Source organism: Streptomyces sp. NPDC003379 (genome assembly GCF_053589195.1).
This window is the reverse complement of sequence record NZ_JBSFRK010000011.1, coordinates 170,597-194,359: the sequence shown is the minus strand read 5'-3', so window position 1 is coordinate 194,359 and position 23,763 is coordinate 170,597. Positions and strand designations below refer to the sequence as shown.

Below are 23,763 nucleotides of genomic sequence, written 5' to 3'. Positions count from 1 at the left end.
GCGTATCGCTCAGATGAGGTGGGCACGCTTGTAGAAGGCCAGCGCCGGCCTGGTGAGCAGGCGGCACGAGGCGAGGAACTCCATGAGGCCCGAACAGCTGGAGCGCATCATGGACTTGTGGTGCTCGTTGGCCTTCGCCTCGGCGAGCGCGCGCTTCTCGTCGAGTCCGGCGTTCGCGTAGACCTCGCGGTTCACCATGCTGGTGACGATGACGTACGACGCGATGGCGATCACGAGGGCGTTGATCTGGCGGCGCACCCGGCCCGCGCCCGCGAGCCGTCTGCGCGTCTGGTCGCGGGCGAACTTCATGTGCCGCGACTCCTCGACGACATGGATGTTGTTGATCGTGCGGACGAACGGCACGACACGCTCGTCCCGCATCCAGTCGCGCTGCATGACGTCGAGCACCTCTTCGGCCACGAGGATCGCCGCGTACGCGGCCTCTCCGAAGGCGACCGTTTTGAAGGCCCTGCCGAGTTCCACCGCGAACCTGCGCGGTCGGTAGGCGGGCGCGCCGAGCTTCTCGGCGCCGCGGGCGAACATGATCGAGTGGCGGCACTCCTCAGCGATCTCCGTGAGGGCCCACTGCACTTCGGTGCTGGTCGGGTCCTTCGCGTAGACGTCGCGCAGCACCATCTGCTGGAGGATCATCTCGAACCAGATGCCGGTGCTGGCCACCGACGCGGCTTCCTGCCGGGTCAGCTCCTTGCGCTGTTCCTCGGTCAGCTCCTGCCAGTACGCGGTGCCGTACAGCGTGCTCCACTCGGGGCTCGCGCCGTGGAAGCCGCGGTCCAGTGGCGTCTCCCAGTCGACCTCGGTGGCCGGGTCGTACGCCAGTACGGCGGCCGAGTCGAGCAGCCGCCGGGCGATGTCGCCCTCCGGAGAGTGGTCCTGTGTGCTCGGCCGAACAGTGCTGCTTGCCATGGAGCGGCTCCTCGACTCGGACGTCAGGGCAAGGACCGCGGCGGCGCCTCGCACGGCACGCCGCGACCCCCTTGTTAGACAGACCGTATAACAAGGGGGTCGGGTTGGCCTACCCCCGAGTAGGCACGGGCGAGGGGAGATGGGCGGCCGGGACGGGAGAGGTCATGTGCGGGTCAGCTCCTCGGTGGCCGTCCACCGGATGCGCGTACTGCACGCGGAGACGACCAGCGCCGAGGCGGCGACCGCGGCGAAGCCCCAGACCAGGCTGCTCGCATGGGCGATGAAGCCGATCAGCGGCGGCCCGGCCAACAGGCCCGTCGTGCCCATGGCGGCGACCAGGGTCAGCGAGTCCGAGCCCTGCCCCGCAGCGGCCACGTAGACGCACGGGGTGACGGCCGCGATACCGAGGCCCACGCAGGCGAAGCCGAGCAGCGCCGGGACCAGGCCGCCGCTGACCAGGGCGAGGAGCAGGCCCGCGCCCGCCAGCGCGCTGCCCGCCAGGACGACGCGGCCGTCGCCCCAGCGGCTGCGCCAGCCGTCGGCGAAGAGGCGGGCCACGACCATCATCCCGGAGACGACGGCGATGCCCAGGGGCGCCAACTCGGCGGAGGCGTCGGCGACGTCCTTCAGATAGAGGGCCGACCAGTCGTTCATGGCGCCTTCGGTCACGGTGCCGAACGCCATCGCGACGCACATCCACAGCGTCATACGGGACGGGACGGACCACTTCCCGGCGCGCTTCTTCTCCCCCCTCTCCCCCTTCTCTCCGCTCTCGGCGGGGGTTTGGTCACCGGTCAGGAGGCCTGTGCGGGCGTACGCCACCAGCAGGAGCAGGATCGCGGCCGCCGCCGCGAAGTGCACGGCGACCTCCGTGGTCACCGCGTTCATACCGGAGGCGAGCAGCGCGGCCAGCAGGGAGCCGCCGCTGAACGTCGCGTGCAGCCGGGCCATGGCATTGCGCTCGTACGCGGCTTCCAGGGCGGCGCCCTGAGCGTTCATGGCGACGTTCAGACAGCCCACGAGGACGCCGTCGACGCACATGACGAGCAGCGCAACGGGATAGTTGGGGGCGGCGGCCAGGGCCGGGAGCAGCAGGGCCAGGCAGAGCGCCGACAGAAGCGCGAGGCGCTGTGAGCCGAGGCGCCGCATCAACGCCGCGATCAGCGGGAACGCCACCGCGGCGCCGACCCCCGCGGCCATCAGCAGGACGCCGACCTCCGCCGCGCTCAGGCCGAGGTCGGACTTGAGCGCGGGGATCCGCGACGCCCATGTGGCGTACTGGAAGCCGAGCGAGCAGAACAGGGCCGCGATCGCCAGCTGGCCCCGGTGGAAAGGATCACGTACGCGGAGCACCCGCATCAGCCCACTTCTCTGTTTCTCCGCGCGGTGACGGCCCGGCCGGCACCGCCCTGGACATGTAGACGGCGGTCGGGCCGTATGCGGCGGGGCGCACGGCCCCTTGGCCGGCGGTGAAGCCGCGGGCCGACCAGAACGTGTCGCTGCCGCCGACCGCCACCAGGGATATCTGTTCGTAACCGTGCGAACGGGCCGTCATGGTGAGGCGGTTCAGGAGGTGCCGTGCGAGGCCCCTGTGCCGCAGGTCCTCCGCGATGACGATGTCGTGCAGGTGCAGGTTGCGCGACGCGGGCGCGGGCTCCTCCTCGGTCCCGCGCAGGTCCGGGTAGGCGGACGCCGGGTACGGCAGGGCCAGCAGATAGCCCACGAGGCGCCCGCCCAGGTCCAGCGCGAAACAGGTGGCCGGGGAGGCGTGCGCCTTGGACTTCAGCGCGGCCCGCCCCTCCGACAGGCCGAGGCGGCTGTAGGCGCGGTGCTCAAGGACGGTGATGCCGTCCCAGTCGCTGTCGGCGACGCGGCGTATCCGTATCCCGTGGTTCACGATCTCGTGGTTCGCGATCTTCTGGTTCACGCGTCCCCGCCGTCTATCCACGTGTACGGGAGCGGGCTGAAGCCGTTGAAGCCCTGCGTCATATAGCTGGTCGCGTACGCGCCGCAGGACAGCACCCACACCGGATCGCCCGAGGCCAGCGCCTTGGGCACCGGGACAAGGCCGTCCTCGTGCGAGAAGGCGTCGTCGCTGTCGCAGGTCGGGCCCGCCACCACGGCCGGTACGGACTCGGCGTCGCGGTGCGAGGGGAAGACGAGGCGGTACTGCAACTGGTCCATCTCGTAGAGGCCGTTGAACTTGCCGCAGCTCAAGTACAGCCAGTACTGCCGCTCGCCGTCCGGTCTGCGCCGTGCCGAGAGCCGGGAGACGTGGGCGCGGATGGCCCCGTGGTCGGCGATGAGATAGCGGCCGGGTTCGATGACGAAGCCGAGCCGGTGGCCCCGGATCTCCTTGAGGCGCGCCATGCCGTCGCGGATCACGGCGAAGATCTTGTCCATCGGGGGGTCGAGCGCCCGGCCGCGCTTGTCGCGGTAGCCGAGCGCGGGCAGGCCGCCGCCCAGATTGACGTGGTCCAGGGGGATGCCGCGCCGTGCGAGGGCGTCGAGCACGTCCGCGATGCGGTCGAAGGCGCCGCGCCAGGCGTCGGCCGTCATCTGCTGGGAGCCGACGTGGACGGACAGGCCCGCGGGGGTCAGCCCCAGCTCACGCGCCCTGTCCAGGACGGCGACGGCGTCGGCGGGCGAGCATCCGTACTTGTTGCTGAGCCCCCAGAGCGCTCCCTCGCCGGTGGTCGCGAGGCGGCAGAACACCCGGGCGCCCGGAGCGTGGCGTGCGAGGGCGGCCACGTCCTCCAGGCTGTCGGTCGCGAAGTCCCTGATGCCGAGGCGGTGCGCGTCGGCGATGTTGCGGTCGGACTTGACGGTGTTGCCGTAGTGCATCCTGTCGACCGGCACCCCCGCGCGCAGGGCCTGCTCCACTTCATGGGGGCTCGCGGCGTCGACGCCGGAGCCCCGCCCGGCAAGGCGGGCGAGCACCTCGTCCACCGGGCAGGCCTTCATCGCGAAGCGGACGGCGACGCCGGGCAGTTCGCGGCGCAGCGTCTCGTAGCGCTCCTCGATCCCGGGGAGGTCGAAGACGATCTGGTCCTCGACCGCGGCCGCCAGCGCGTCGAACAGCGGCACGGTCCCGTGCGTCATCGTCGCGCTCATGTCGTCCGCCCCGCCGGAAGGAGCGGACGGCCCGCGTCCTTGCTCGCCCGCATGAGGGGTTCCCAGGCCTCGATCAGCAGGGCGAAGTCCTCGATGTCGCTCCGTGCCTCGTCCAGGAGGCGTTCGCGGCGCGCGGCGAGGAGGTCGGCGAACTGCCCGTATCTGCCGCCGAGCCGGCGGTAGGCGGCGTCGACACGGTCCAGGCGCTCGACGTTCTCGGCCCGGTCGAGCGTGGTGCTCTCCCTGACGAGGGCACCGACGACGGAGCCGCGGACCTGGCCCCGGTCGTCGAGGAGCGTGTCACCGGCGGCGGCCATCCGGTCGTAGATGACGTTGAAGTAGAGCATCGACAGGAAGAACTTCACGAAGCGCGTCTGGTACGCGATGAAGCCCGCGTCGGTCCTGCGTTCCGCGGTGTAGAAGTTGACGATGTTGCGGTTGTGCAGGACGCCGGGCAGGGCGGCGTCGTGGACCAGGTGGATGAGGAAGTAGTCGCTGCCGATGGTGTCGGTGGCGGGCGGCAGCGGCACGTGTTCGTGCACCGAGTGGAAGCTGATGTTGCACATGTCGACGCGCATGGGGTCGACCAGGGTCAGCGTCGCGTGGTCGCCCGTGAAGGGTTCCGTGCCGGCGCCCCGGAAGGAGTCGTCGACGAGCTCGCGTTTCTGGTCGTCGGACCAGTGGCCGGGCGCCCAGAGGCTGACCACGTCGTGGTAGACCTCGGGGTCGAGGCCGCGTATCTCACCGATGTCCACGGAGAGTTCGCCCACGAAGGAGCTGCCGACCATCGCCACGCGCCTGTGGGCGTGGCGATGGTCGAGGGTGGTCTCCACGGCGCCGTGCGCCACGTCCGCCGCACGCTTGCCGAGCGACATGAGTTCGTGGTGGACGGGGAAGACGGGTGCGCCGTCGAGGGTCTGGTACCGGCTGTCGGAGTCCCTGCGGTGCACGGACTCGCAGCCGAGGGCGGCGGCGATGAGGAACGCGCGGTTGGTGCAGGCCCCGTAGGAGAGCTTGGCCGGGAGCATCAGCTCCAGCATCAGCTCGGGCTTGGCGACTCCGGCCCGGCCGATCACCCCGCGCAGGAAGTCGCGCTGCTCCGTCTCTCCGAGGTGGTGCGTGACGACGCGCGGGACGTCGCCCAGCGCGCTGACGGCCCGCGCGTGGGCGGCGAAGGTGTCCGGGCCGGAGGAGTCGAGGATCAGCAGATGCACCTCGACGTCGAAGTGAGCGACGGCGTGGGCCGCTTCCTCGCCGATCGCCGCGATCGTCTCGGGGCAGGCCCTGTTGGTGGGCAGGGTCAGGCAGACGCGGCGCATGCGGCTTCCCCGATCGGCTGGTCGGGGGCCTGTCCGGTCCAGGACGTGAGGCCCAGCAGCTTCTCGCCCAGGTCGCTGAGCGTGGCGGTGCCGTAGCGCAGGGACTCGGGCTTGTCGGCGTCTCCCAGGAGCGTGCCGTTCCAGTCCGGGGTGGTGAGGTGGCGCCAGGAGTCGACCCGGGAGCGGCGCAGCTCCTCGTGGGACTCCAGGGCGGGCATCATCGAGAGGTACTGGACGGCGCGGACGCCGCTCGCCGAGGTGTTGGGGGCCACGCCGTGCGCGAGCAGCCCGTTCCAGATCAGCAGGTCACCGGCCGCCAGTTCGGGCCGGATGACGGGCATGTCGTCCTGGTCGATCGCGGGGCGGATGGGGTCGCGGCCGTCCGGCTGGAGTGCCTTCCACCGGTCGAACCGGCGGAACAGCTCGGGGCAGCACTGGAAGCCGCCGTGCTCGTGCCGGGTGTCGTCCAGGGCGATGATGCCCTGCACCCGCTGCGGCAGCACGCCGAGGGTGGTGTCGACGTCCCAGTGGAGGTTGATGTCGAAGCCGCGCTCGGTGGGGGCGATCAGGGAGCGGGAGCGGTTCCTGACGTTGGGCGGGTTGAGGTTGAGCCGGTCCAGGGTCACCCAGAGCTCGTCGCAGTCCCATACGTCGGTGAAGGCGTCGTAGACCCGCCGCGTCTGGCGGCTGTCCCAGATGAGCTGGTGGTGGTATGCCTCGACGAAGCCGTAGACGTGCAGTTCGCGGTCCAGGTCGGAGCGGAACTTGCGCTCCTCGTACCAGGTCTCGGGGCGGCCCCGGTCGAGCCCCTGGAACTCCCAGGCGAAGTCCAGCAGGTCCTTGGCCGCCTCGGTGGGGATCGCCTGCTTCACGACGACGTAGCCGTACGTCTGCCAGAAGGCGAAGTCCTCCTCGGAGAGCACCTTGAGCGGCCGTGTCTTGGCCAGGTCCCGCAGCTGTGTCTGCGCCAGGTACGTCTCGCCGTCGGCGCTGAAGTAGGGGACGGCGGACGGGGCTCGATGGAGGTAGCGGTCGGACGCTGGCATGGCGTGCTCCAAGGTTCGGTTGCTGGCCGCTTCAGGTCGGCCGGGGCAGCGGGTGCCGCATCCGCCCCTCGTCGAACTGGCGTACCACCAAAATGGACTAGACCAACTGGCGCTGTCAACAATTGACTTGGGCGCCTTGTCGACCGAAACGACGATATTTACCCCTGGTTCACGCGCTCGCCATACGGGATCCCAACGGAATTCTCCGCTTCAACTGCCGCTCAGCTTCCCGCAGTTGGCGCGCAGTACTGGCATCCGCGCGCATTGACGCCTCACCCTGGACGTCGAACGCTGAACCCCGTACGCACACCACCCGAGGAAAGGCTCTTCTCATGCGAAGACGTGACGTGATCCGTGGGCTTGCCACCGTCGGCGCCGGGTTGGCCCTGCCCGTGTCCCTGACCGGTACGGCCGCGGCGCGGCCCGCGTCGGCCGCCGCGACATGGCGGGAAGTCACCGCCCCCGCCGGCCGGCCCGCCGCCCACCTCGTCGGCGTGGCCGCCGCGGGCCCCGACCGGGCCTGGGCCGTGGGCGAGCAGGGCCGCGATGGTGGCACCCTGGGCACCGCCATCGCCCTCAGCTGGGACGGCACCGCCTGGAAACCGACCAATCTGTCCCACCTGACGTACACCTCCCTGCGGTCCGTCGCCGTCAGCCCCTCGGGCGGGGCGGCCTGGGCCGTCGGCACCGACACCAAGGGCCACGACCAGCTCCTGACCTGGGACGGCGCGACCTGGCGGGAGACCACGTTCCCCGGGCGGGGCGAGGCGGGGACGCGGCTGACGGATGTCGCCGCCGGGCCCGACGGCCGGTTCTGGGTCTCGGGGCGGCGCGGCGACCGGGCCGGGCTGCTGTGCGGTGACGGCGGGACATGGCGCTGGTGCCGTCCGCTTCCGGACGTGGCCGCGCCCACCCCGACCGGCGTACACGTCACGCCCGGCGGGGAGGTGTGGGTGTTCGGCGACGTCATCGCCCGCTGGGACGGCGCCTGGACGGTGATACCCCGCCTGCTCGGCATCCGCGCCTCCGTGAGCGGACTGCTGCCCGTCGCGCACGACGACATCTGGCTGACCGGATTCGCGTACGGAGTGGGCGGACCGCCCGGCAAACCGCCCGGGGTCACGCTGGAGCACTGGGACGGCACGCGGTGGAACGACGTCGGGGCGCCGTTCGGCGTAGGCCTGTTGAGTGCCGTCGTGGGAGACGCCGACGGCAGGCCCGACCTGATCTCGGGCTGGGACTTCTGGGACCAGAAGCGCGCCCACTACCTGCGCTGGGACGGCACGGCCTGGATCGGGGAACGGGGCCCGGAGACCCCGGCCGCCTACCTGCCGGAGGCGCTCGCGCCGATCCCCGGGACGGACGGCGGCCTCTGGTCGGTGGGCACGACCTCCTTCTCGCCGTACCCACCGGCCCAGATCCGCGTCGAACGCTTCGGCTGACGCCGGGGCCCCGCGGCCGGCCCGGCGCAGAGGCTCAGCCGCGCGGCGTGACGCTGAAGTCGAAGGCGACCGTTCCGGGGTCGACGGCCGTGACCCCGCCGTCCACGGTCAGCGCCGCGCCGTTGACGAAGGACGCGACGGGCGACAGCAGCCAGGTGATGGCCTCGGCGACCTCCTCCGGCTGCCCCGGGCGGCCGGCGGGGATCAGCCGCGCCGCCTCCTCGTACGCCGCGTCGGCCCCGCGCCCGCCGAGACCGGCCTCCTCGGCGAACCGCGTCATGCGCCGGTCCGCCATCTCGGTCCGCACCCAGCTGGGGCAGACCGTGTTGGCCCGCACCCCGTCCCTGCCGTAGTCGACGGCGACGGAACGGCACAGCTGGACGAGTGCCGCTTTCGACGTCGCGTACGCCGCGTTCGCCACGCCGTTGCGCAGCGCGGCGACCGACGCGACCGCGACGACGGCGCCGCGCGCCGCAAGCAGGTGCGGCAGCGCGGCGCGCAGGAGCAGGAAGGGGCCGGTGAGGTTGGTGCGCAGCACCGTGTCCCAGTCCTCGTCGGAGAGGTCACCGACCGCGCCACTGCGCCCGACCCCGGCGTTGAGCACGAGCCCGTCGATCCGGCCGTACGCCGCCACGGCCGCGTCGACGAGACCGGCGACGGCCTCGGCGTCACCCGCGTCGGCGGGATGGGCCAGCGCCCCCGTCTCCTCGGCGACGCGGCGCAGCGGCTCCGGGCGGCGGCCCGAGACCACCACATGGTGCCCGTCGGCCCGCAGTCGCCGGGCGGTGGCGGCTCCGATGCCGGTCCCGCCGCCCGTGACGATGACAACTCGGCTCTCTGTCATGCCTGTCCAGCCTCCGAACGCGGTCGTGAGCGCGTGGCGCGATCACCGCGATGATACGGAGACGCCCGCTCACGACCGCGTCCGGAGGTCCTTTCAGGCCGTGCTCACTCGTCGATGGCCGCGCCGAACGCCGCCCCGGTGCCCGGCGCGCCCAGCGACGACCCGCCGTACGTCCAGGAGCCCGACGCGGTGACGCCGCCCGTGCCTGCCGACAGGACCCACACCACGCCGTCCCCGGCGTTCTCGCCGGGCGCGGCCGCGAGGAGGCCGAAGCGGCCGTCCCTGTTCGGGTCGGAGAGCCGCACCTGCGCACCCCACTTGTCACCCTTCTCAGGCACGCCCGGGATGTCCGCGGAGTCCTGGTCGAACGACTTGGCGCCGGTCGCCGTCACGCCGTTCTGCGAGCCGCGCAGCACCCACACCGCCCCCGCGTCGGCGACGGTGCCGATGTCCTCGCCGGGCGCGCCGATCGCCACGTCCGCGTAGCCGTCGCCGTTGGTGTCCGCGACGGACAGGTCGGCGCCCCAGCCGTCACCGCGCTCGGCGGTGCCGGGCACGCCGGTGGAGTCCTGCGTCCACCACTTGGCCTCCTCGCCGAGGCCGTCCGCGGTGCCGTAGCGCACACCGACCAGACCGCCGGTCATCGTCTCGCCGCCGTCGTCGGGAGAGGCCGGTTCGCCGGTCACCAGGTCGTCGTAGCCGTCGTTGTCGATGTCGCCGGAGGCCGCCGCCGGTCCGCCGCGCAGATCGCCCTTGTACGTGAGTCCACCGGCGTTCCCCGCGAAGTGCAGGGACCAGCCGTGCCCCGGCTCCTCGCCCACGGTGACGCCGGAGACGACGAGGTCGGCGTAGCCGTTGTCGTCGTAGTCGCCGGTGGTGAGGGACTTCGGCAGGATGTCGCGCTCCTCGGCGGCCGCGGAGAGCCGCTGGGTGTCCTGGTGGCGCAGCGGGGCCCGGCCGGGCTGCGGCGCGGCGTCGTACACGAAAAGTTCCAGGTCGTCGCGGTCCAGTACGGCGAGCACGTCACCCGGCGTGTCGCCGGTGAGGTGCGCCGCGGCGAGGCCCCCGCCGAACTGCTCGCCCCCGGTGGGCTCCTGGGTCTGGAGCCAGTCGCTGGCCGCGCCGCTGAGCCCGGTCTTCGAGCCCCACAGGATGGCGACGCCACCGGCGTCCGCCTGGTCGCCGATGTCCTCTCCGGGGATGCCGACGATCGCGTCGTCGTAGCCGTCGCCGTCCAGGTCGCCCGTGGCGACGGCCTTGCCGAAGCCGTCGCCCACCTCGGCGGCGCCGGCGACCCCGTCCGTCGACTGGCTGAACCGGGCGACGTCGCTGGTGCCGATGCCTCTGGTGGAGCCGTACTGGACGGTGACGAGTCCCGCGCCCTTGTCACCGCTGACCGTGGCGCCCGGGGCGCCGACCAGCACGTCCTCGTATCCGTCGCCGTTGAAGTCGCTGTTGCGGTCGTCGGCGCGCGTACCCCCGGGGGTGCCGGCGAAGGCGGCGGGGGCGGCGGCGATACCGGCCCCGGTCAGCAGAAGGAACGATGCCGCGGCGAGGGCGGCAGAACGGTTGTTGCGCACGAGCGGCTCCTGTGAAGGAAGGTGGCCGGGCTGGCGCGAGGGTGTCCGGAAAGGGCCCGTTCCTTGTCCGGCGCCCTGTTCGACACGGGATGGGCGGCAAGGGTTGTACGGGAGTTCACTTCCAGCCGTACGCGTATGCCGCGACCCAGGTGATCTCCAGTCGCGCGCTGCTGCCGGGCGCCGCCCCCGGCCCCTCCAGGGCGCTCTCGTTCTGCAGGACCCAGGACAGGGGGCGGTCCGGCACCCCCCTCGTGTCGTGCCCGATCTCCTTGCCGTCCACGAAGAACCGCACATGGCCGGGGGTCCACTCGGTCGACACGGTGTGCCACCGGGTCCAGTCGTCGGCGCCGCGGAACGAGCCCTGTTCACCGCCGCCGCACGGGTGGTGGAAGGCGCTGAGCGGCCCCGTCCACTCGCCTTCGGGGTGGTCCATCTCGCAGCCGCCGCCGTAGTGCAGCCAGGCCGACTTGTAGCCGGGGGCCTGCCTGGTCACCTTGATGCGGGCGCTGTACTTGCCGTACTTCATCTGCATGACGGCACGTGGTACGACCGCCGCGGCGTGTACGGGCCCCCCGTCGGCGGGCCGCCACATCCGGATGCGCATCCGGCCGTCGCCGTTCTCCGCGGGACCCACGCTCACGGTGTCCTCCGGGTGGTAGACACCGGCGACGTCACGGGCCCGGCCGTTGGCCGTGTCGCGCCAACCAGTCGGGTACGCCCACCAGTTGTCGCGGTAGGAGCCCTCCAGTCCCTCGCAGTACGCGGCGGAGGTGTCGGCGTGGTGGTCGCAGCCGCTGAACGCGCCGAGCGGCACCCGGTCGCCGTTGAAGTCCTCGGCGAGGACCTGCCAGAACGGCCCGCAGTCACCGCGCGGCAGCGAGGGCCCCGCGTCCCGGCAGGCGTCGGCCGACACCGGCGCGCCTCCCGCGCCCGGGACGCACAACAGGGCGGCGAGCAGCGTCACACCGAGCGCACCGAACACGACGGGCCTGCGCCGCCCCGCCGCCGCGTGTGATCCCATCGCGCTGCCTCCGCTCCACGGAGCCCACAGAGAGGGGCCATCCTCGCGGAGCGCGCACCGCCCCGCCATCCCTGCGGGGGACTCCGTGCAACCCTGTTGCAACGTGCCGAGGGGAAGGGTCGCTCCATGGACCGTCATGAGAGCAAGGACCGCTATGAGAGCAAGGACGATGCGTCCCGCGTCGAGCTGACCCCCGCCGCCGCCCGGCTCCTGCGCCGACTGGCGGAGGCGCACGGGCCGCTGATGTTCCATCAGTCGGGTGGCTGCTGTGACGGCAGCGCGCCCATGTGCTACCCGGAGGGTGAGTTCCGTACGGGCGACTCCGACATTCGGCTCGCGTCGCTGACCGTCGAAGGCGTGGCGGAGCCCATAACCTTCTGGATGTCGAAGAGCCAGTACGAAGTGTGGAGCCACACCCGGCTGATCGTGGACGTCGTGCCGGGGCGCGGCAGCGGCTTCTCGCTGGAGGCTCCGGAGGGCGTACGTTTTCTGATCCGTTCCCGGGTGGTCGGGGCGCAGCCACCGCCGTCTGGTGAACTCCGCTGACCGCTGGGACAGTTGGTGGCCCGGCCGACCCCCAGGGGGAATCTGTGACACGGCAGGCACAGCAGGCACGGCAGGCACAGCAGACAGGGCGGACGCGGCAGACAGGGCGGACACGGCACGGTGGACGGTTCAGAACGGCCCTCGCGCTCATCTCCACGCTCGGCACGCTGGCCGGTGCGGCTCTCGCGGGAGCGGCACCGGCCGGCGGCGCTGTCGGGGACACCCGGCGGGCGGTGGCCACCCGGATCGCCCCAGGTGTGGAGTACCGGTACTTCGACATCCCGGGCTCGCGCGGCACCGCCCGCGCCCATGTGCTCGACGTCGACCTGCGCGATCCGCGCACCGGTGTGGGCCTGCTGTATCCGGGCAAGGTCGCCGCGCGCTCGACCGTCTCCGCGCTCGCGGACGGGGCCGGCGCGGTCGGCGGGATCAACGGCGACTTCTTCAACATCACCGAGACCCAGCACCCTGGCGTCGAGGCGACCGGCGCGCCCGTGGGTCCGGCGGTCGCGGCCGGTCGGGCGCTGAAGGCCGCCGTGCCGAACGGGCAGCGCTTCGGGCCCGCCATGCCGCCGGGCGTCACCACCGAGGCCGTCCTGGGCGTGGGCGTCGACCGCCGGGCGCGCCTGGACAGCCTCTCGCTCGACGGGGAGGTGCGCACCCGGCACTCCCGTCTGCCGCTCGGCGGCCTCAACCAGTACGCGCTGCCGGTCGGTTCCGTCGGCGCGTTCACCAGCGACTGGGGGACCGTCTCACGGGTGCGCGCGACGTGCGGCACGGACACGAGCCGCGGCGCGCCCTGTAGTACGGACACCCATGAGGTGACGGTCCGCCACGGGCGTGTCGCGGCCTCGGCCGACACGCCGGGCAGCGGCCCCGTCGCCGACGGCAGCACCGTCCTGGTCGGCCGCGAGGCGGGCGCGCAGGAGCTGCGGAAACTGTCGAAGGGCGACCGTGTACAGGTCAGGCACCGTCTCGTGGCCGCCGATTCGCGCATTCCGTTCCGCTTCGCGCTCGGCGGCTATCCCGTGCTGCGGGGCGGCGCGCCGCTGCCCGGCCTGGACACCACCGCGTCGGCGGTGCGGACCGCGGCCGGGATCTCCGACGGCGGCCGGCGCCTGCTGCTGCTCTCGCTCGACGGCTCCCCCGAGTTCCGTACGGGCCTCACGATCGCCGAAGTGGCGCGGACGCTGCGCGGGCTTGGCGCGACGGACGGCTTCAGCCTGGACGGCGGCGGCTCCTCCACCCTGGTCTCCGCCACGTCCACGCTGGTCGCGCGGGCGCCGGGGGCCGACGCCGTGACCGTGCGCAACAACCCCAGCGGCGGGGTGGAGCGCCCCGTGCCCAACGGCATCGGCGTCTTCTCCCGGACGTGACGGGGGCGTGCCCCCGGCGGTTCACTCGGTGTCCCGCACCGCCACCAGGCCGTTGAAGACGCCCACGTAGGCCGTCCCGTCGGGGCCGAGCGTCACGGGCGCCCAGTTGTTGTCGTACGCGATGCCCGTACCGGCGAGCCGCTTCCACCTGGTGTCGCCGGTGCGGAAGTCGACCGCGGTGAGGTACCAGGCGTCGACGCCGAGGCTGTTGGGCTCCTTGGTGTAGAAGTACAACAGGCCGTTGGCGGTGGAGAGTTTGGGCACGGTGGAGGGGGCGCGCACGCCGCTCTCCCAGGCCGTGTCGCAGCCGCTGTCGTCCTCGCGCACGTCGATCCTGCTGACGCCGCCGACGACGTTGCGGCCGAGGGTGAGCGAGGTGATGTTCTCGTAGCCGTAGTTGTTCTCGACGACGAGGCTGTCGCCCCAGGTGATCAGCGAGTTGTCGGTGGTGGACGCGCCGGAGCCGAAGACGGGCACCTTGCAGACGAGGCGCCGTTCGTCCGGTACGTCGGCGCCGCGCCGGTAGACGAGGACGTTCATGCGGTCGTCGGCGTTGTCGGTGATCGCCACGTAGTCGTCGCGCTCGCCGAAGAGGTCGGGCGTGCTGCCCGAGCCCTGGTTGACCGAGCCGGGTTTCGTGCCGGTGCCGCGGTCGTACGTCTGGCGCCAGCTGATTTCCGGCGTTCCGTCGGGGGCGGCGCGGAAGCTGTAGAGGGCGTGGTCGGAGACGATGGAGACGCCGTCGTCGGCGACCGAGAAGGAGTTCTGGATCTCCTCGCCGTCGAGCCGTAGGGAACGGATGGAGCCGGACTCGGGGTCGACGGTGCCGACGCGGCCCTGCCGCGTCACCCACCACATGCGGCCCTCCCAGTCGGGCATCACCGACGTGACCGGGTCACATTCGCCACTCGGGTAGAGATTCGACCAGGTCACGCAGTCGTGCGGGACGTGCGCCGTCAGGTCCCACTCCTTGTCGACGACGAAGCGCCAGCCGCCGTCCGCCGTCCGCTCGTGGGCGAGCCTGACGATGTGCTGCCGGGAGTCGGCGAGGACGAGGCGGTCCTTGTGGTCGAGGTACGAATAGGCGCCGCCCGAGGTGTCCTTGAAGATTCTGGAGAAGTCGAGGCGCGTGATGGCCTCGACCGTCGAGGGCCGCTGGGGCAGCTTGTACTCGGCGAGCGTGGCCAGCGTCTTCGGGTCGAGCAGCTTGACGAGGAAGCCGGTGAACGTGCCGCAGACGGTGACGATGCGCCCGTCGCGGTCGAAGGTGACGTTCGCGCACTCGCCGCCGAGCGCCGCCATCTTCTCGCTGTCGACCGCGGGCCGCTTCCCGAGCGGACCGCTCCAGGGGTACGTCCCGCTGCCCGCCGCGTCGGCGTGCATACCGCTGCGGCCGTTGGCGGCGAGGTAGGGGTGCTGGGGCGGCGGGGTGCCGGGCAGCGGTCGGGCGGCGGCGGGCGCGCCCTCGTAACTCTTGACGAGCCGGTGGCCGGGCGCCTTGGGGATGTCGTCGGCGTACGCGGGGAGGGCGAGGGACACGGTCAGGGCCACGACACTGGCGGGGACGAGGCGGCGCAGTCTGCTGGACATGCGCCGAAGCTAGAGCGGCCCTCTTGAAGTGTCCATGAAATAGCGTCAGTTGTTCATGAACCCGCAAGGAACGGGCCCGCAAGGAACGGTCACGGCTGGAACGCGCTCACGGCTGGAGTTCGCTGACGATGTCGGCGGTGGCCGTCAGGCCGTTGTGGATGGTCGGCGCCATGCTCGTGCTCGCCAGGTAGAAGCCCAGCAGGGCGCAGACCACGGCGTGCGAGACCTTCAGCGCGCCGTTGCGCAGAAAGACCACCGCCAGGATGAACAGCAGCAGCACCACAGAGATCGAGACAGCCATGGCAAGTACCTCCTCCGCCACGCGACATCGCGGCTTTCGGCCGTCAGTGTCGCGTAGCGGAGGGTGCGTCCGAGGCTCTGACCTGTGCTCCGAACGGGTTTTACTTCTACCGGCGTTGACCGGCCCGGCTTACCGGCCGCGCGCGTCGAGGAAGGCTTCGAGCCCCGCGAGGTCATCGGTGTTGAGGTGATCGACACCGGCGGCGAGCAGCTCGCCCCAGACCGCGTCGCGCTGCGGGCCCGGCAGATCGGGCGTCGCCCAGAAGCGGACGCGCTGCCCGCGCGCGTGGGCGGCGGAGACGATGCCGCGCAGCTTGTCGCGCTCGGCGGCGGGGATCGGTCCCGTGCCCTGCCAGCTGAAGTTGAGCGACCAGTTGTCGCTGATCAGCGGGATGAACGAGGCGGGCTGGGCGGTCCCGAGGTCGGCGAGGCGGCCGTCGTAGAAGGCGTGCCGGACCTTCTGCGCCCGCATCGGGGCGCGGGCCGCGCGGTCGCCCGAGACGACGGCAGTGATCGCGGAGCGGCGGACCTTTCCGTGGGCGTACGACGTGAACAGGTGCCGGTAGGGCCGCAGATGGCGGTGGAGCTCGGCGTACGTCGACGCGCCCTCGGTCTTGATGTCGATGAGGAGCTGGAAGGGCGTGCGGTGGTAGCCCCGGTGGACGGAGCCGTGGTGGGCGCGGACGCGGGCCGCCAGCGGGTCCAGGTAGAGGGATTCGAGGGTGCGGGAGGGGTCGAGGTCCACCGGGTCGTGGGCGACCAGGAGCTGTCCGTCGACGAGGAAGATGTCGGCCTCGACGCTGCCGAAGCGGTGGTCGAGGGCGTCGAGGAGCGGCCTGGGGTGTTCGTAGTCGTTGTGCGCGTGGGCGCGGATCAGGGGGCGGGGGCGCGGGTGGTGGCCGCGCTCGCCCGCCTGTGCGTGGGCGGGCGCCCCGACGCTGCCCGCGAGGGCGGTGCCGAGGGTGGCGCCGAGGGCGGTGAGCGCTCTGCGACGGGTGGTGAGGGCCATGTCTGCCTCCCGGGGCGTCGGTGCGTGTGCGGAACCTCAGTGAGTATGCGGCTCCGCCCGCGTCACGGCACCCCGCGCGGACGGGAGTTGGCGTGGTCGTCGCCGGGCGTTCACGCCGGCCCGGTGAACACCTCCGGGTTGGCGCAGTGCGTGAGCGGCTCACCGCGCAGGAAGCGGCCGACCTCGCCCGCCACGATGCGGGCCGCCTTGCGCGCGGCCTCCTGGCTCGCTCCGGCGATGTGCGGGGTCATGACGATGCCGGGGGTCTTCAGGAGGCGCGAGTCGGCGGGTGCGGCCTCTTCGGGGGTAGATGTCGAAGGCGGCGCCGACGAGCTGCCCGGAGTTTCTGTACGCGCCGGCCCCGCTGTCGGAGTTCGACCTGCTGGTGGTGGACGACGGGCCGGCGGGCGCGGAGGTACGGGCCGTCCGGCAGGGCGGGACGGACGTACGGGTGCTGGCGCGCGGCCGGGAAGCTCCCGGCGACCGGTGAACCATCCGGCCGCCGGGAGCCAGTGCCCTCCCGCGATGCGCCAGGGCGGTGCCCTTAAGGCACTGCCCTACGCCGGGTCGTTCTCGTGCTTCCACTCCCTGACGTGCTCGGGCTGGTTCTGGACGGCGAGCACCATGATGTTCCGGTTCCCGGTGGTCCAGTCCGCCGTCATCTTCAGACCGCTGATGCGCCAGCCCTCGGCGGTGCGGACCAGGCGGTAGTGGTAGTGCCCGCCGACCGTCCACGTCGGCTCGCCCTGCTCGTTCGCCAGGATGTGGGTCGCCAGGACGGACGCGGTGCACTCGGCGGTGTCCCCGTGCAGCGTCACCAGGTGGTTGCTGACCAGGTGCTGGGTGGCGTCAAGACCGGTGAGGACCGTGCTCCAGCCGTTGACGACACTCTCGCGCGGCAGCCGCAGGGGCTCTCCGCCGTTGAGAGAGGTGTAGTCCAGATCGACCTCCTCGGCGAAGATCTCCTGGAAGGCGGCCCAGTCCCAGCGGTCCGCCATCCAGGCCGACAGCGTGCAGGTCTCGATGATCGAGGCTTGGTCGCGCAGCACCGACAGGCTGTCGGCGTCGTGCTGTGCGGTTTCGGGCACGCGGAACCTCCCTGTGAGGGTGAGGGTGAGGGTTTGAGGGGCGCGAGGTCACCGGCGCAGGGTCACCGGCAGGTGGGACATGCGGACCATCAGCGGGCCGGCGAGCCACTGGGGCTCCCCCTCCAGCGCGAGGTCGGGGAAGCGGCTGAACAGCGCGGAGAGCGCGATCTCGGCCTCCTGACGAGCCAGAGCGGCCCCGAGGCAGTAGTGGATGCCGTGCCCGAACCCGACGTGCCCCTCGCCGCGCTCCCCCTCGCGTCGCCGGATGTCGAAGCGATCGGGGTCGGCGTGGTCGGCCGGGTCGGTGTTGGCGGAGATCAGTACCGGCTGCACCGCCTCGCCAGCCCTGATCGGCACACCGCCGATCTCCACGTCCTCGGTGGCGTACCGCAAGGCGGTGACGCGCACCGGTGTCCACAGCCGCATCATCTCGTGCACCGCGACGGGCCAGCGCTCCGGCTCGCGGCGCAGCAGCTCCAGCTGGCCGGGGCGGGCGAGCAGCCCGGCCACGGCGTTGCCGAGCAGATGCGCGGTGGTCTCGTGCCCGGTGTTCACCAGCGTAATGATCATCTTGACCAGGTCGCGGTCGGAGAGGTGGCCCCCGCCCCCCGGCTGTGCCTGCGCCTGCGCCTGGGCCTTGAGCATGGCGCTGATCAGGTCGTCGGCCGGCTCGGCGCGGCGCCGCTCCAGCAACTCCTCGACCTGGTCGACCATTGCCTGGAGCGCGCCCGCGAAGCGTGCCGGATCCAGGGTGAGCAGCGCGTCGCCCCACTCGCGCCACGTCGGGCGGTCGCTCTCCGGCACGCCGACGAGTTCGCAGATCACGGTGATCGGCAGCGGATACGCGAACGCGTTGATCATGTCGACCGGGCCGGGGCCGCACGCCTCGATCTCGTCCAGGAGCCGGCCGGTTATCTCCGTCACCCGGGGGCGGAGGCCGGTGATCCGGCGCCCGCTGAAGGCTGGGGCCACGAGCCGGCGCAGCTGGGTGTGGTCGGCGCCGTCGCGGTCGGGGAGCAGGTCCACGACGTAGGTGGCGAGTTCTTCGGAGACACCCAGGTTGGCGACGAGCTGTACCTTCGGGTCCTTGGCGCCCGGTGCCGCGTTGACGTTGGTCACCACGAACCGCGGGTCACTCAGTACCGCGCGGACGTCCGCGGCCCGGGTCACGTACCAGGCCGGGTCCCCGCCCATGGTCCGGCCACGGCTGATCGGCGCTTCTTCCCGTAACCGCTTGAACCCGCCATGGGGGTCGGCCATCAGCTCGGGGTCCAACAGGTCGGGTTCGTATGTGCTGGTCATCGGTCGGTGCCTCCTTGCTCCGGCGGGCGTGGGAAGACGAGCAGTTGCCCCAGCCGCACCATCAACGGGTGGGGGGCCCAGTGGGGTTGGGTGTCGAGGGTGAGGTCGGGGAAGCGGCGGAAGAGCGCCGAGAGGGCGATCTCCGTCTCCATCCGCGCCAGTGGAGCGCCCAGGCAGTAGTGGATGCCGTGCCCGAAGCCCAGGTTGCCGCCGCCGCGTTCACCGTCGCGGCGGCTGACGTCGAAGCGGTCGGGATCGCTGTGGGAGTCCGGGTCGGTGTTGGCGGAGATGAGCACGGGCTGGACCGCCTCGCCCGCGGCGATGGTGAATCCGCCCAGTTCGACGTCCTGAAGGGCGTACCGCAGCGGGCTGATGGGGAACGGCGTCCACAGGCGTACGAGTTCATGCACCGCGGAGGGCCAGCGGTCCGGTTCGGCGCGCAGGAGTTCCAGCTGGTCGGGGTGGGTGAGGAGCGCGGCGATCGAGTTGCCGAGCTGGTGGGCGGTGGTCTCGTGGCCGGCGAACACGATGTTGATGACGAGCGTGACGAGTTCGTCGTCCGAGAGCCGGTCCCCGTCCTCGGCCTGCGCCCGCAGCAGCGCGGTGACGAGGTCGTCGGCCGGTGTGGCGCGTCGGCGCTTCACGAGGTCCTTGACCTGCTCGACCATCGACCGCAGGGCGTCCGGCGTGCGCTCGGGCGTCATCGACACCAGCGCGTCACCCCACTGGCGCCACGCCGGGCGGTCGCTCTCCGGCACACCGACGAGTTCACAGATCACGGCGATCGGCACCGGATACGCGAACGATTCGATCAGGTCGACGGGGTCGGGTCCCGCCGCGGCGGCCTCGATGCCGTCCAGCAGTTTCCCGGTGATCTCCTCGATGCGCGGACGGAGGTTCGTGACCCGGCGTGCGGTGAACGCGTGGGAGACCAGCTTGCGCAGCCGGGCGTGCTCGGCGCCGGAGAAATTGATCAGCATCCCGGTGACGTAGACCATCAGGTCCTCGTCGATACCCAGGTTCGCCAGGGTCTTGATCAGCGGATCGTCGGTGCCGGGCTCCGGCGCCTTGCGGGTGGCGAACCGGGCGTCGCCGAGCACCGTTCGGACCTCCGCCGCGCCCGTCACGTACCAGGCGGGAGTGCCGTCCATGGCCCAGCCACGCCAGACGGACGACTGGTCCCGCAGCCGTCCGAACTCCCCGCGGAGATCGGACATGATCGCGGGGTCCAGAAGATTGGGCTCATAGGTATCAGTCATGGAACCGCCCCTTATTTTTTGCAGCGCGATGGCGACGCACTCGGCCCGTGTGTCAATGCCGGAGGCCGCAGGGAGAAATTGACGTTACGCGCGACCGTCAAAGCGTCGCGGTATTCACGCATCCGATATTTCGATCACCACGGCGATCACCACGGCGAAAAAGCCGCTGATACCGGAGGGAAAGTAGAATTCGGCGGTCGTGGCTGCCGCCGGGCTCAGTCGGGGGTTCGGGAAGCGAACCGGGGACGAGCATGTGGCAACGCCAGAGAGCGGTTCGAGGGGACGGCCAAGCCTCTGAGCAACGGTCTTCCGGTCAGTGGACCGGGCCGTAAGTGATAGCCGAGCTGAGAATCCATATCCGAATACTTCTCCCGCCAAATCAGTGGGATCAACTACCGGCGTACTCAGTTAAACGGGTCGTCACCTTTGATGTCAACAAAGATCCAGACGGAGTATTTTTGACTCTTTCTGCTTTGATGACAGTTCGTCTTATTGGGTCCGGAGTGCTTTGTTTCGTGCCGCGGGGCCGAGTTCGTCCCAGTGCGTGGTGCGGTCGCACCACCGCTCAAGGAGCACGCGGTCGTGGCCGACGGCGAGGAGTCCGGCGCCGCGCTCGCGGCGGTACTCCTCCACGACGTGGACCAGGGCCGCCGTCGTCGAGGCGTCCAGCATGGCCGTCATCTCGTCGCAGATGAGCCAGCGCGGGCGCAGCACCAGGGCGCGGGCGAGGCAGGCCCGTTGCAGCTGGCCGTCGCTGACCTCGTGCGGGCGGCGGCCCAGGAGCTCCTTGCCCAGGCCGACGCGGGCGGCGAGCTCCGGGACCAGGGCGGCGGCCTCGGCGGACCGGCCCACCGCGCGCAGCGGCTCGGCGACAAGATCCCTGAGCGCCAGCCGGGGGTCGGCGGACAGCCGCGGCTGCTGGAAGACGACACCGAAGGCGGTGCGCTGCTGGCGCGGGGCGCGGTGGCGCCAGCCCCCCGCGGCCTCGCCGTCGATCACGACCTGCCCGGCGTCGGGCCGGTGCAGCAGCGCCGCTACCCGCGCCAGCGTCGACTTGCCGCAGCCACTGGGGCCGAGCAGCCCCACGGACTCCCCGGGGGCGATGGCGAGGTCCACGGAGCGGACGACCGGGGCGCGCCGGTCGTATCCGGCGGTGATGGAGCGCAGTTCAAGCACGGGAAGCCTCCAGCACGTCCGCGTGGGGATGGTGGCAGGCGGCCCCGCCGGTGAGCGCGGGCACGGTGGCGCACGCCTCGTCGGCCCGGTCGCAGCGCGCCGCGAACGCGCAGCCCGCCGGGAGCGCGGACAGCTCGGGCGGCATGCCGGGGACGGGCGTGAACTCGCGCTCCGGCAGGGCGTTGAGGAGCCCGCGGGCGTAGGGGTGCCGGGGTCCGCGCGGGCCGAAGAAGTCGGCGGCTTCGGCGATCTCGACGACGCGGCTCGCGTACATCACGGCGACGCGGTCGGCGATGCGCTCGGCGGCCGCGAGGTCGTGGGTGATCAGGAGCAGCGCGCGGTCGTCGCCGACGTGGCGGCGCAGTTCGTCGACGGTGCGGTCCACGAGGTCACGGTCGAGCCCGGTGGTGGGTTCGTCGGCGAGCAGCAGCGGCGCGTCGCCGATGAGGGCGAGCGCGGTGGCGGCGCGCTGGGCGAGGCCGCCGGACAGTTCGTGGGGGTAGCGGTCGAGGTGCCCCGTGGGGAACGCGGCGCGCTCGGCGGCCGCTTCGGCGGCGGCGCGCAGCCGTGGCCGCCGCACCCCGGCGAGCTCCCGCAGGGTCTCCTCCAGCTGCGAGCGCACGGTCCGTACCGGCGTCAGATGCGCGGCGGGACTCTGCGGTACGAGGCCGACGCGCCGCCCGCGCACGGTGCGGGCCAGGGTGCGTTCGTCGGCGGTGAGGAGGTCGATGTCGCCGAGGAGGGCCGCCCCCGCGGTCTCCGCGTTCTCGGGGAGCAGCCCGAGCAGCGCGGAGGCGAGCACGGACTTGCCGCAGCCGCTCTCGCCGACCAGGGCGAGGCACTCCCCCGCCGCGAGGTCGAAGGTGGCGTCGGTGACGGCGGAGACGTGGGCGCCGCCGCGCATGCGGAAACGTACGGAGAGTCCCTGTACGGACAGAACGGGCTTCACAGCATGAGCTCCGATCGGCGCCGGGGGTTGATCCGCTCCCGCCAGGCGCCCGCGAGGCCCGCGATCGCCAGCGTGGGCACGATGATGAACAGGCCGGGGAAGAGCGTCGGCCACCAGTCGCCGGCGAGCAGCGAGCCGCGGGCGCTCTGTACGAGCGTGCCGAGGCTGGCCTGGTGGGTGGGCAGGCCGAGGCCGAGGAAGGAGAGCGCGGACTCGTGCCAGATGGCGTGCGGGACCATCAGGACGGCGGCGAGCCCGGCCTGCGGCAGGACGCCGGGCAGCAGGTGCCGCACCACGACGCGCAGCCGTGAGGCACCGCCGGAGATCGCCGCGTCGACGTAGGGCCGCGAGCGCAGGGAGAGCACCTCGGCGCGCACGATGCGGGCGGTGGAGAGCCAGTGCGTGAGGGCCACGGACACGACGACCGGCCAGACGCCGGGCCGGAACATCGCGACGATGAAGATGCCGAGCAGCAGGTGCGGCACGGACGAGAAGACGTCGACGAGCCGCATCACGATCCGGTCCACCCAGCCCCCGGAGGCGGCCGCGAGGGCGCCCACGGCGGTGCCGATGACGGTGGCGACGACGGCGGCCACGACACCCACCAGAAGTGAGACGCGCAGTCCGTAGACGCAGCGCAGGAGCAGGTCGCGTCCGACGTCGTCGGTGCCGAAGGGGTGCGCGAGCGACGGCGGCCGCAGCTTCGCCGCCAGGTCGACGGCCTGCTCGTCGAGGTTGACGAGCGGCGGTACGACGAGGACGGCGAGGACGACCGCGGCGACGATCACCGCGGAGGAACGCACCCGCCACGCGCGCGTGGAGCGGCGCACGCCGCCGTGGACGCGCCAGACGATGTCGGCCTTCTGAGTCATCGCGGTCTCAGCCATCAAAACCCACCCTCGGATCGGCGAGGCCGTACAGGAGGTCGGCCACGAGGTTGCCGAGCAGCACCGCGGCCGTGGCGAGCGCGGTCAGCGCGGCCAGCAGCGGGAAGTCCACGGAGGTCGCGGCCTGCACGGTGGCCGCAGCGATGCCCGGCCAGCTGAAGACGGTCTCCACCAGGAGCGCCCCGGTGATCAGTTCGGGCACACGCGACCCGATGAGCGTGAGGACCGGGAGCATGCCGGAGCGCAGGGCGTGCCCGAGCAGGACGGTCCGTTCGGCGAGGCCACGCGCGCGTGCCCCGCGCACGGGGTCGTCGCCGAGCGCGTCGCCGACGCCTTGACGCACGTAGAGGACGAACCAGGGCAACTGCGAGACCGCGAGCACCCCGGCGGGCAGCACCAGGTGGCTCGCGACCTGCCCGGCGCTCACGGTGGAGCTGGCCGTGTCGGTCAGACCGCCCGAGGGCAGCACGCCGAGCTTCAGCGCGAACAGCCAGACGGCGAGCAGGCCGAGCCAGAACGGCGGCGCCGCTTCGAGGGTGTACGCGAGCGAGGTCACGGCGCGGTCGAGCCAGCCGCCGGGGCGGCGCGCGGCGAGGACGCCGAGCGCCGTGCCGAGCAGGATCGCGACGAGGAACGCGGTCGCGGCGAGCAGCACGGACCAGCCGACGCGCTCGCCGATGACGTCCGCGACGGGCTGGCGCAGCGTGCTGGAGTCGCCGAGGTCGCCGGAGAGGGCCGAGGTCAGCCACTCCCACCAGCGGGTGGCGAGCGGCCGGTCGACGCCGAGGTTGGCGCGCAGCTGGTCGAGGTTCTCCTGCGAGGCGGTGAGCCCGGCCGTGCCCGCGTACGCCTTGACGGGGTCGAAGGGCGAGGCGGCGGCGATGGCGAAGACGCCGAAGGTGACGACGAGCAGCACGGGCACCGCGAAGAGCGCCCGCCGTCCGGCGAGGCGGGCCATCGGCCCCCAGGGGAGGCGACGGCCGGTCGCCTC

At 72.1% G+C, this 23,763-nt stretch carries 24 protein-coding genes; 4 read left to right on the top strand and 20 right to left on the bottom strand.

Features of this window, described 5'->3' with window-relative positions; genetic code table 11:
- Positions 1 to 9: 9 nt before the first annotated feature.
- From ACWDVB_RS13305 to ACWDVB_RS13280, 6 genes are all read right to left on the bottom strand, one after another.
- Entirely contained in the window at positions 10 to 924 is a 915-nt protein-coding gene (locus tag ACWDVB_RS13305) for an AurF N-oxygenase family protein (RefSeq protein WP_451519172.1), read from the bottom strand.
- A 162-nt stretch (positions 925 to 1,086) separates the two neighbouring features.
- Positions 1,087 to 2,283: an MFS transporter gene (locus ACWDVB_RS13300; protein WP_451519173.1), complete on the bottom strand. Its 1,197-nt coding sequence runs from the start codon at positions 2,281 to 2,283 to the stop codon at positions 1,087 to 1,089.
- Positions 2,261 to 2,851 carry a GNAT family N-acetyltransferase gene (locus tag ACWDVB_RS13295; RefSeq protein ID WP_451519174.1) on the bottom strand — a complete coding sequence of 197 codons (591 nt, stop codon included), beginning with the start codon at positions 2,849 to 2,851 and terminating at the stop codon, positions 2,261 to 2,263. Before ACWDVB_RS13295 ends, ACWDVB_RS13300 begins: the two co-directional genes overlap by 23 nt.
- Positions 2,848 to 4,038, bottom strand: a complete 1,191-nt coding sequence (locus ACWDVB_RS13290) for a type III PLP-dependent enzyme (RefSeq protein ID WP_451519175.1) — start codon at positions 4,036 to 4,038, stop codon at positions 2,848 to 2,850. Before ACWDVB_RS13290 ends, ACWDVB_RS13295 begins: the two co-directional genes overlap by 4 nt.
- Positions 4,035 to 5,357, bottom strand: a complete 1,323-nt coding sequence (locus ACWDVB_RS13285) for a DUF6271 family protein (RefSeq protein ID WP_451611961.1) — start codon at positions 5,355 to 5,357, stop codon at positions 4,035 to 4,037. The genes ACWDVB_RS13290 and ACWDVB_RS13285 overlap by 4 nt, the downstream gene beginning before the upstream one ends.
- Positions 5,339 to 6,403 carry a phytanoyl-CoA dioxygenase family protein gene (locus ACWDVB_RS13280; protein ID WP_451513529.1) on the bottom strand — a complete coding sequence of 355 codons (1,065 nt, stop codon included), beginning with the start codon at positions 6,401 to 6,403 and terminating at the stop codon, positions 5,339 to 5,341. The genes ACWDVB_RS13285 and ACWDVB_RS13280 overlap by 19 nt, the downstream gene beginning before the upstream one ends.
- A 332-nt stretch (positions 6,404 to 6,735) precedes the next feature.
- Between ACWDVB_RS13280 and ACWDVB_RS13275 the strand changes: the two genes are divergently transcribed.
- The gene (locus ACWDVB_RS13275; RefSeq protein WP_451513530.1) at positions 6,736 to 7,845 is read left to right on the top strand and encodes a hypothetical protein; all 1,110 of its coding nucleotides are present in this window, start codon (positions 6,736 to 6,738) and stop codon (positions 7,843 to 7,845) included.
- A 34-nt stretch (positions 7,846 to 7,879) separates the two neighbouring features.
- Here ACWDVB_RS13275 and ACWDVB_RS13270 read toward each other — a convergent pair whose 3' ends face one another.
- From ACWDVB_RS13270 to ACWDVB_RS13260, 3 genes are all read right to left on the bottom strand, one after another.
- Positions 7,880 to 8,689: an SDR family NAD(P)-dependent oxidoreductase gene (locus ACWDVB_RS13270; RefSeq protein ID WP_451513531.1), complete on the bottom strand. Its 810-nt coding sequence runs from the start codon at positions 8,687 to 8,689 to the stop codon at positions 7,880 to 7,882.
- Between the two features lie 104 nt (positions 8,690 to 8,793).
- Positions 8,794 to 10,269, bottom strand: a complete 1,476-nt coding sequence (locus ACWDVB_RS13265; RefSeq protein ID WP_451513532.1) for an esterase — start codon at positions 10,267 to 10,269, stop codon at positions 8,794 to 8,796.
- Positions 10,270 to 10,384: 115 nt separating this feature from the next.
- Positions 10,385 to 11,290, bottom strand: a complete 906-nt coding sequence (locus tag ACWDVB_RS13260) for a glycoside hydrolase family 16 protein (protein ID WP_451513533.1) — start codon at positions 11,288 to 11,290, stop codon at positions 10,385 to 10,387.
- Between the two features lie 126 nt (positions 11,291 to 11,416).
- Here ACWDVB_RS13260 and ACWDVB_RS13255 point away from each other — a divergent pair, with 126 nt between their 5' ends.
- Positions 11,417 to 11,836: a DUF779 domain-containing protein gene (locus ACWDVB_RS13255; protein WP_451513534.1), complete on the top strand. Its 420-nt coding sequence runs from the start codon at positions 11,417 to 11,419 to the stop codon at positions 11,834 to 11,836.
- Positions 11,837 to 11,985: 149 nt separating this feature from the next.
- The gene (locus ACWDVB_RS13250) at positions 11,986 to 13,212 is read left to right on the top strand and encodes a phosphodiester glycosidase family protein (RefSeq protein WP_451513811.1); all 1,227 of its coding nucleotides are present in this window, start codon (positions 11,986 to 11,988) and stop codon (positions 13,210 to 13,212) included.
- A 21-nt stretch (positions 13,213 to 13,233) separates the two neighbouring features.
- Here the strand turns inward: ACWDVB_RS13250 and ACWDVB_RS13245 are convergent, their stop codons facing one another.
- The 4 genes from ACWDVB_RS13245 to ACWDVB_RS13230 all read right to left on the bottom strand — a co-directional run bounded on the left by ACWDVB_RS13245 (position 13,234) and on the right by ACWDVB_RS13230 (position 16,362).
- Positions 13,234 to 14,802, bottom strand: a complete 1,569-nt coding sequence (locus tag ACWDVB_RS13245; protein ID WP_451513535.1) for a hypothetical protein — start codon at positions 14,800 to 14,802, stop codon at positions 13,234 to 13,236.
- 106 nt (positions 14,803 to 14,908) lie between these two features.
- Positions 14,909 to 15,103 carry a hypothetical protein gene (locus ACWDVB_RS13240; RefSeq protein ID WP_451513536.1) on the bottom strand — a complete coding sequence of 65 codons (195 nt, stop codon included), beginning with the start codon at positions 15,101 to 15,103 and terminating at the stop codon, positions 14,909 to 14,911.
- Between the two features lie 129 nt (positions 15,104 to 15,232).
- Positions 15,233 to 16,111 (bottom strand): phosphatidylinositol-specific phospholipase C/glycerophosphodiester phosphodiesterase family protein, encoded by an 879-nt coding sequence (locus ACWDVB_RS13235; RefSeq protein WP_451513537.1) that lies wholly within the window; start codon positions 16,109 to 16,111, stop codon positions 15,233 to 15,235.
- 110 nt (positions 16,112 to 16,221) lie between these two features.
- Positions 16,222 to 16,362 (bottom strand): hypothetical protein, encoded by a 141-nt coding sequence (locus ACWDVB_RS13230; protein ID WP_451513538.1) that lies wholly within the window; start codon positions 16,360 to 16,362, stop codon positions 16,222 to 16,224.
- A 59-nt stretch (positions 16,363 to 16,421) separates the two neighbouring features.
- Here ACWDVB_RS13230 and ACWDVB_RS13225 point away from each other — a divergent pair, with 59 nt between their 5' ends.
- A complete protein-coding gene (locus ACWDVB_RS13225; RefSeq protein ID WP_451513539.1) occupies positions 16,422 to 16,601 on the top strand; it encodes a hypothetical protein in 180 nt (59 codons plus the stop codon).
- 67 nt (positions 16,602 to 16,668) lie between these two features.
- Here ACWDVB_RS13225 and ACWDVB_RS13220 read toward each other — a convergent pair whose 3' ends face one another.
- The 7 genes from ACWDVB_RS13220 to ACWDVB_RS13190 all read right to left on the bottom strand — a co-directional run bounded on the left by ACWDVB_RS13220 (position 16,669) and on the right by ACWDVB_RS13190 (position 23,730).
- On the bottom strand, positions 16,669 to 17,199 hold the full coding sequence (locus ACWDVB_RS13220) for a nuclear transport factor 2 family protein (protein WP_451513540.1): 531 nt from the start codon (positions 17,197 to 17,199) through the stop codon (positions 16,669 to 16,671).
- Positions 17,200 to 17,247: 48 nt separating this feature from the next.
- The gene (locus tag ACWDVB_RS13215; RefSeq protein WP_451513541.1) at positions 17,248 to 18,501 is read right to left on the bottom strand and encodes a cytochrome P450 family protein; all 1,254 of its coding nucleotides are present in this window, start codon (positions 18,499 to 18,501) and stop codon (positions 17,248 to 17,250) included.
- Complete coding sequence (locus ACWDVB_RS13210; protein WP_451513542.1) at positions 18,498 to 19,760, bottom strand: cytochrome P450 family protein; 1,263 nt, start codon at positions 19,758 to 19,760, stop codon at positions 18,498 to 18,500. The genes ACWDVB_RS13215 and ACWDVB_RS13210 overlap by 4 nt, the downstream gene beginning before the upstream one ends.
- A 489-nt stretch (positions 19,761 to 20,249) precedes the next feature.
- Positions 20,250 to 20,936 (bottom strand): ABC transporter ATP-binding protein, encoded by a 687-nt coding sequence (locus ACWDVB_RS13205; RefSeq protein WP_451513543.1) that lies wholly within the window; start codon positions 20,934 to 20,936, stop codon positions 20,250 to 20,252.
- The gene (locus ACWDVB_RS13200; protein ID WP_451513812.1) at positions 20,929 to 21,840 is read right to left on the bottom strand and encodes an ABC transporter ATP-binding protein; all 912 of its coding nucleotides are present in this window, start codon (positions 21,838 to 21,840) and stop codon (positions 20,929 to 20,931) included. The genes ACWDVB_RS13205 and ACWDVB_RS13200 overlap by 8 nt, the downstream gene beginning before the upstream one ends.
- 41 nt (positions 21,841 to 21,881) lie before the next feature.
- On the bottom strand, positions 21,882 to 22,772 hold the full coding sequence (locus ACWDVB_RS13195) for an ABC transporter permease (protein ID WP_451513544.1): 891 nt from the start codon (positions 22,770 to 22,772) through the stop codon (positions 21,882 to 21,884).
- Positions 22,765 to 23,730 carry an ABC transporter permease gene (locus ACWDVB_RS13190; RefSeq protein ID WP_451513813.1) on the bottom strand — a complete coding sequence of 322 codons (966 nt, stop codon included), beginning with the start codon at positions 23,728 to 23,730 and terminating at the stop codon, positions 22,765 to 22,767. The genes ACWDVB_RS13195 and ACWDVB_RS13190 overlap by 8 nt, the downstream gene beginning before the upstream one ends.
- Positions 23,731 to 23,763: the final 33 nt, after the last annotated feature.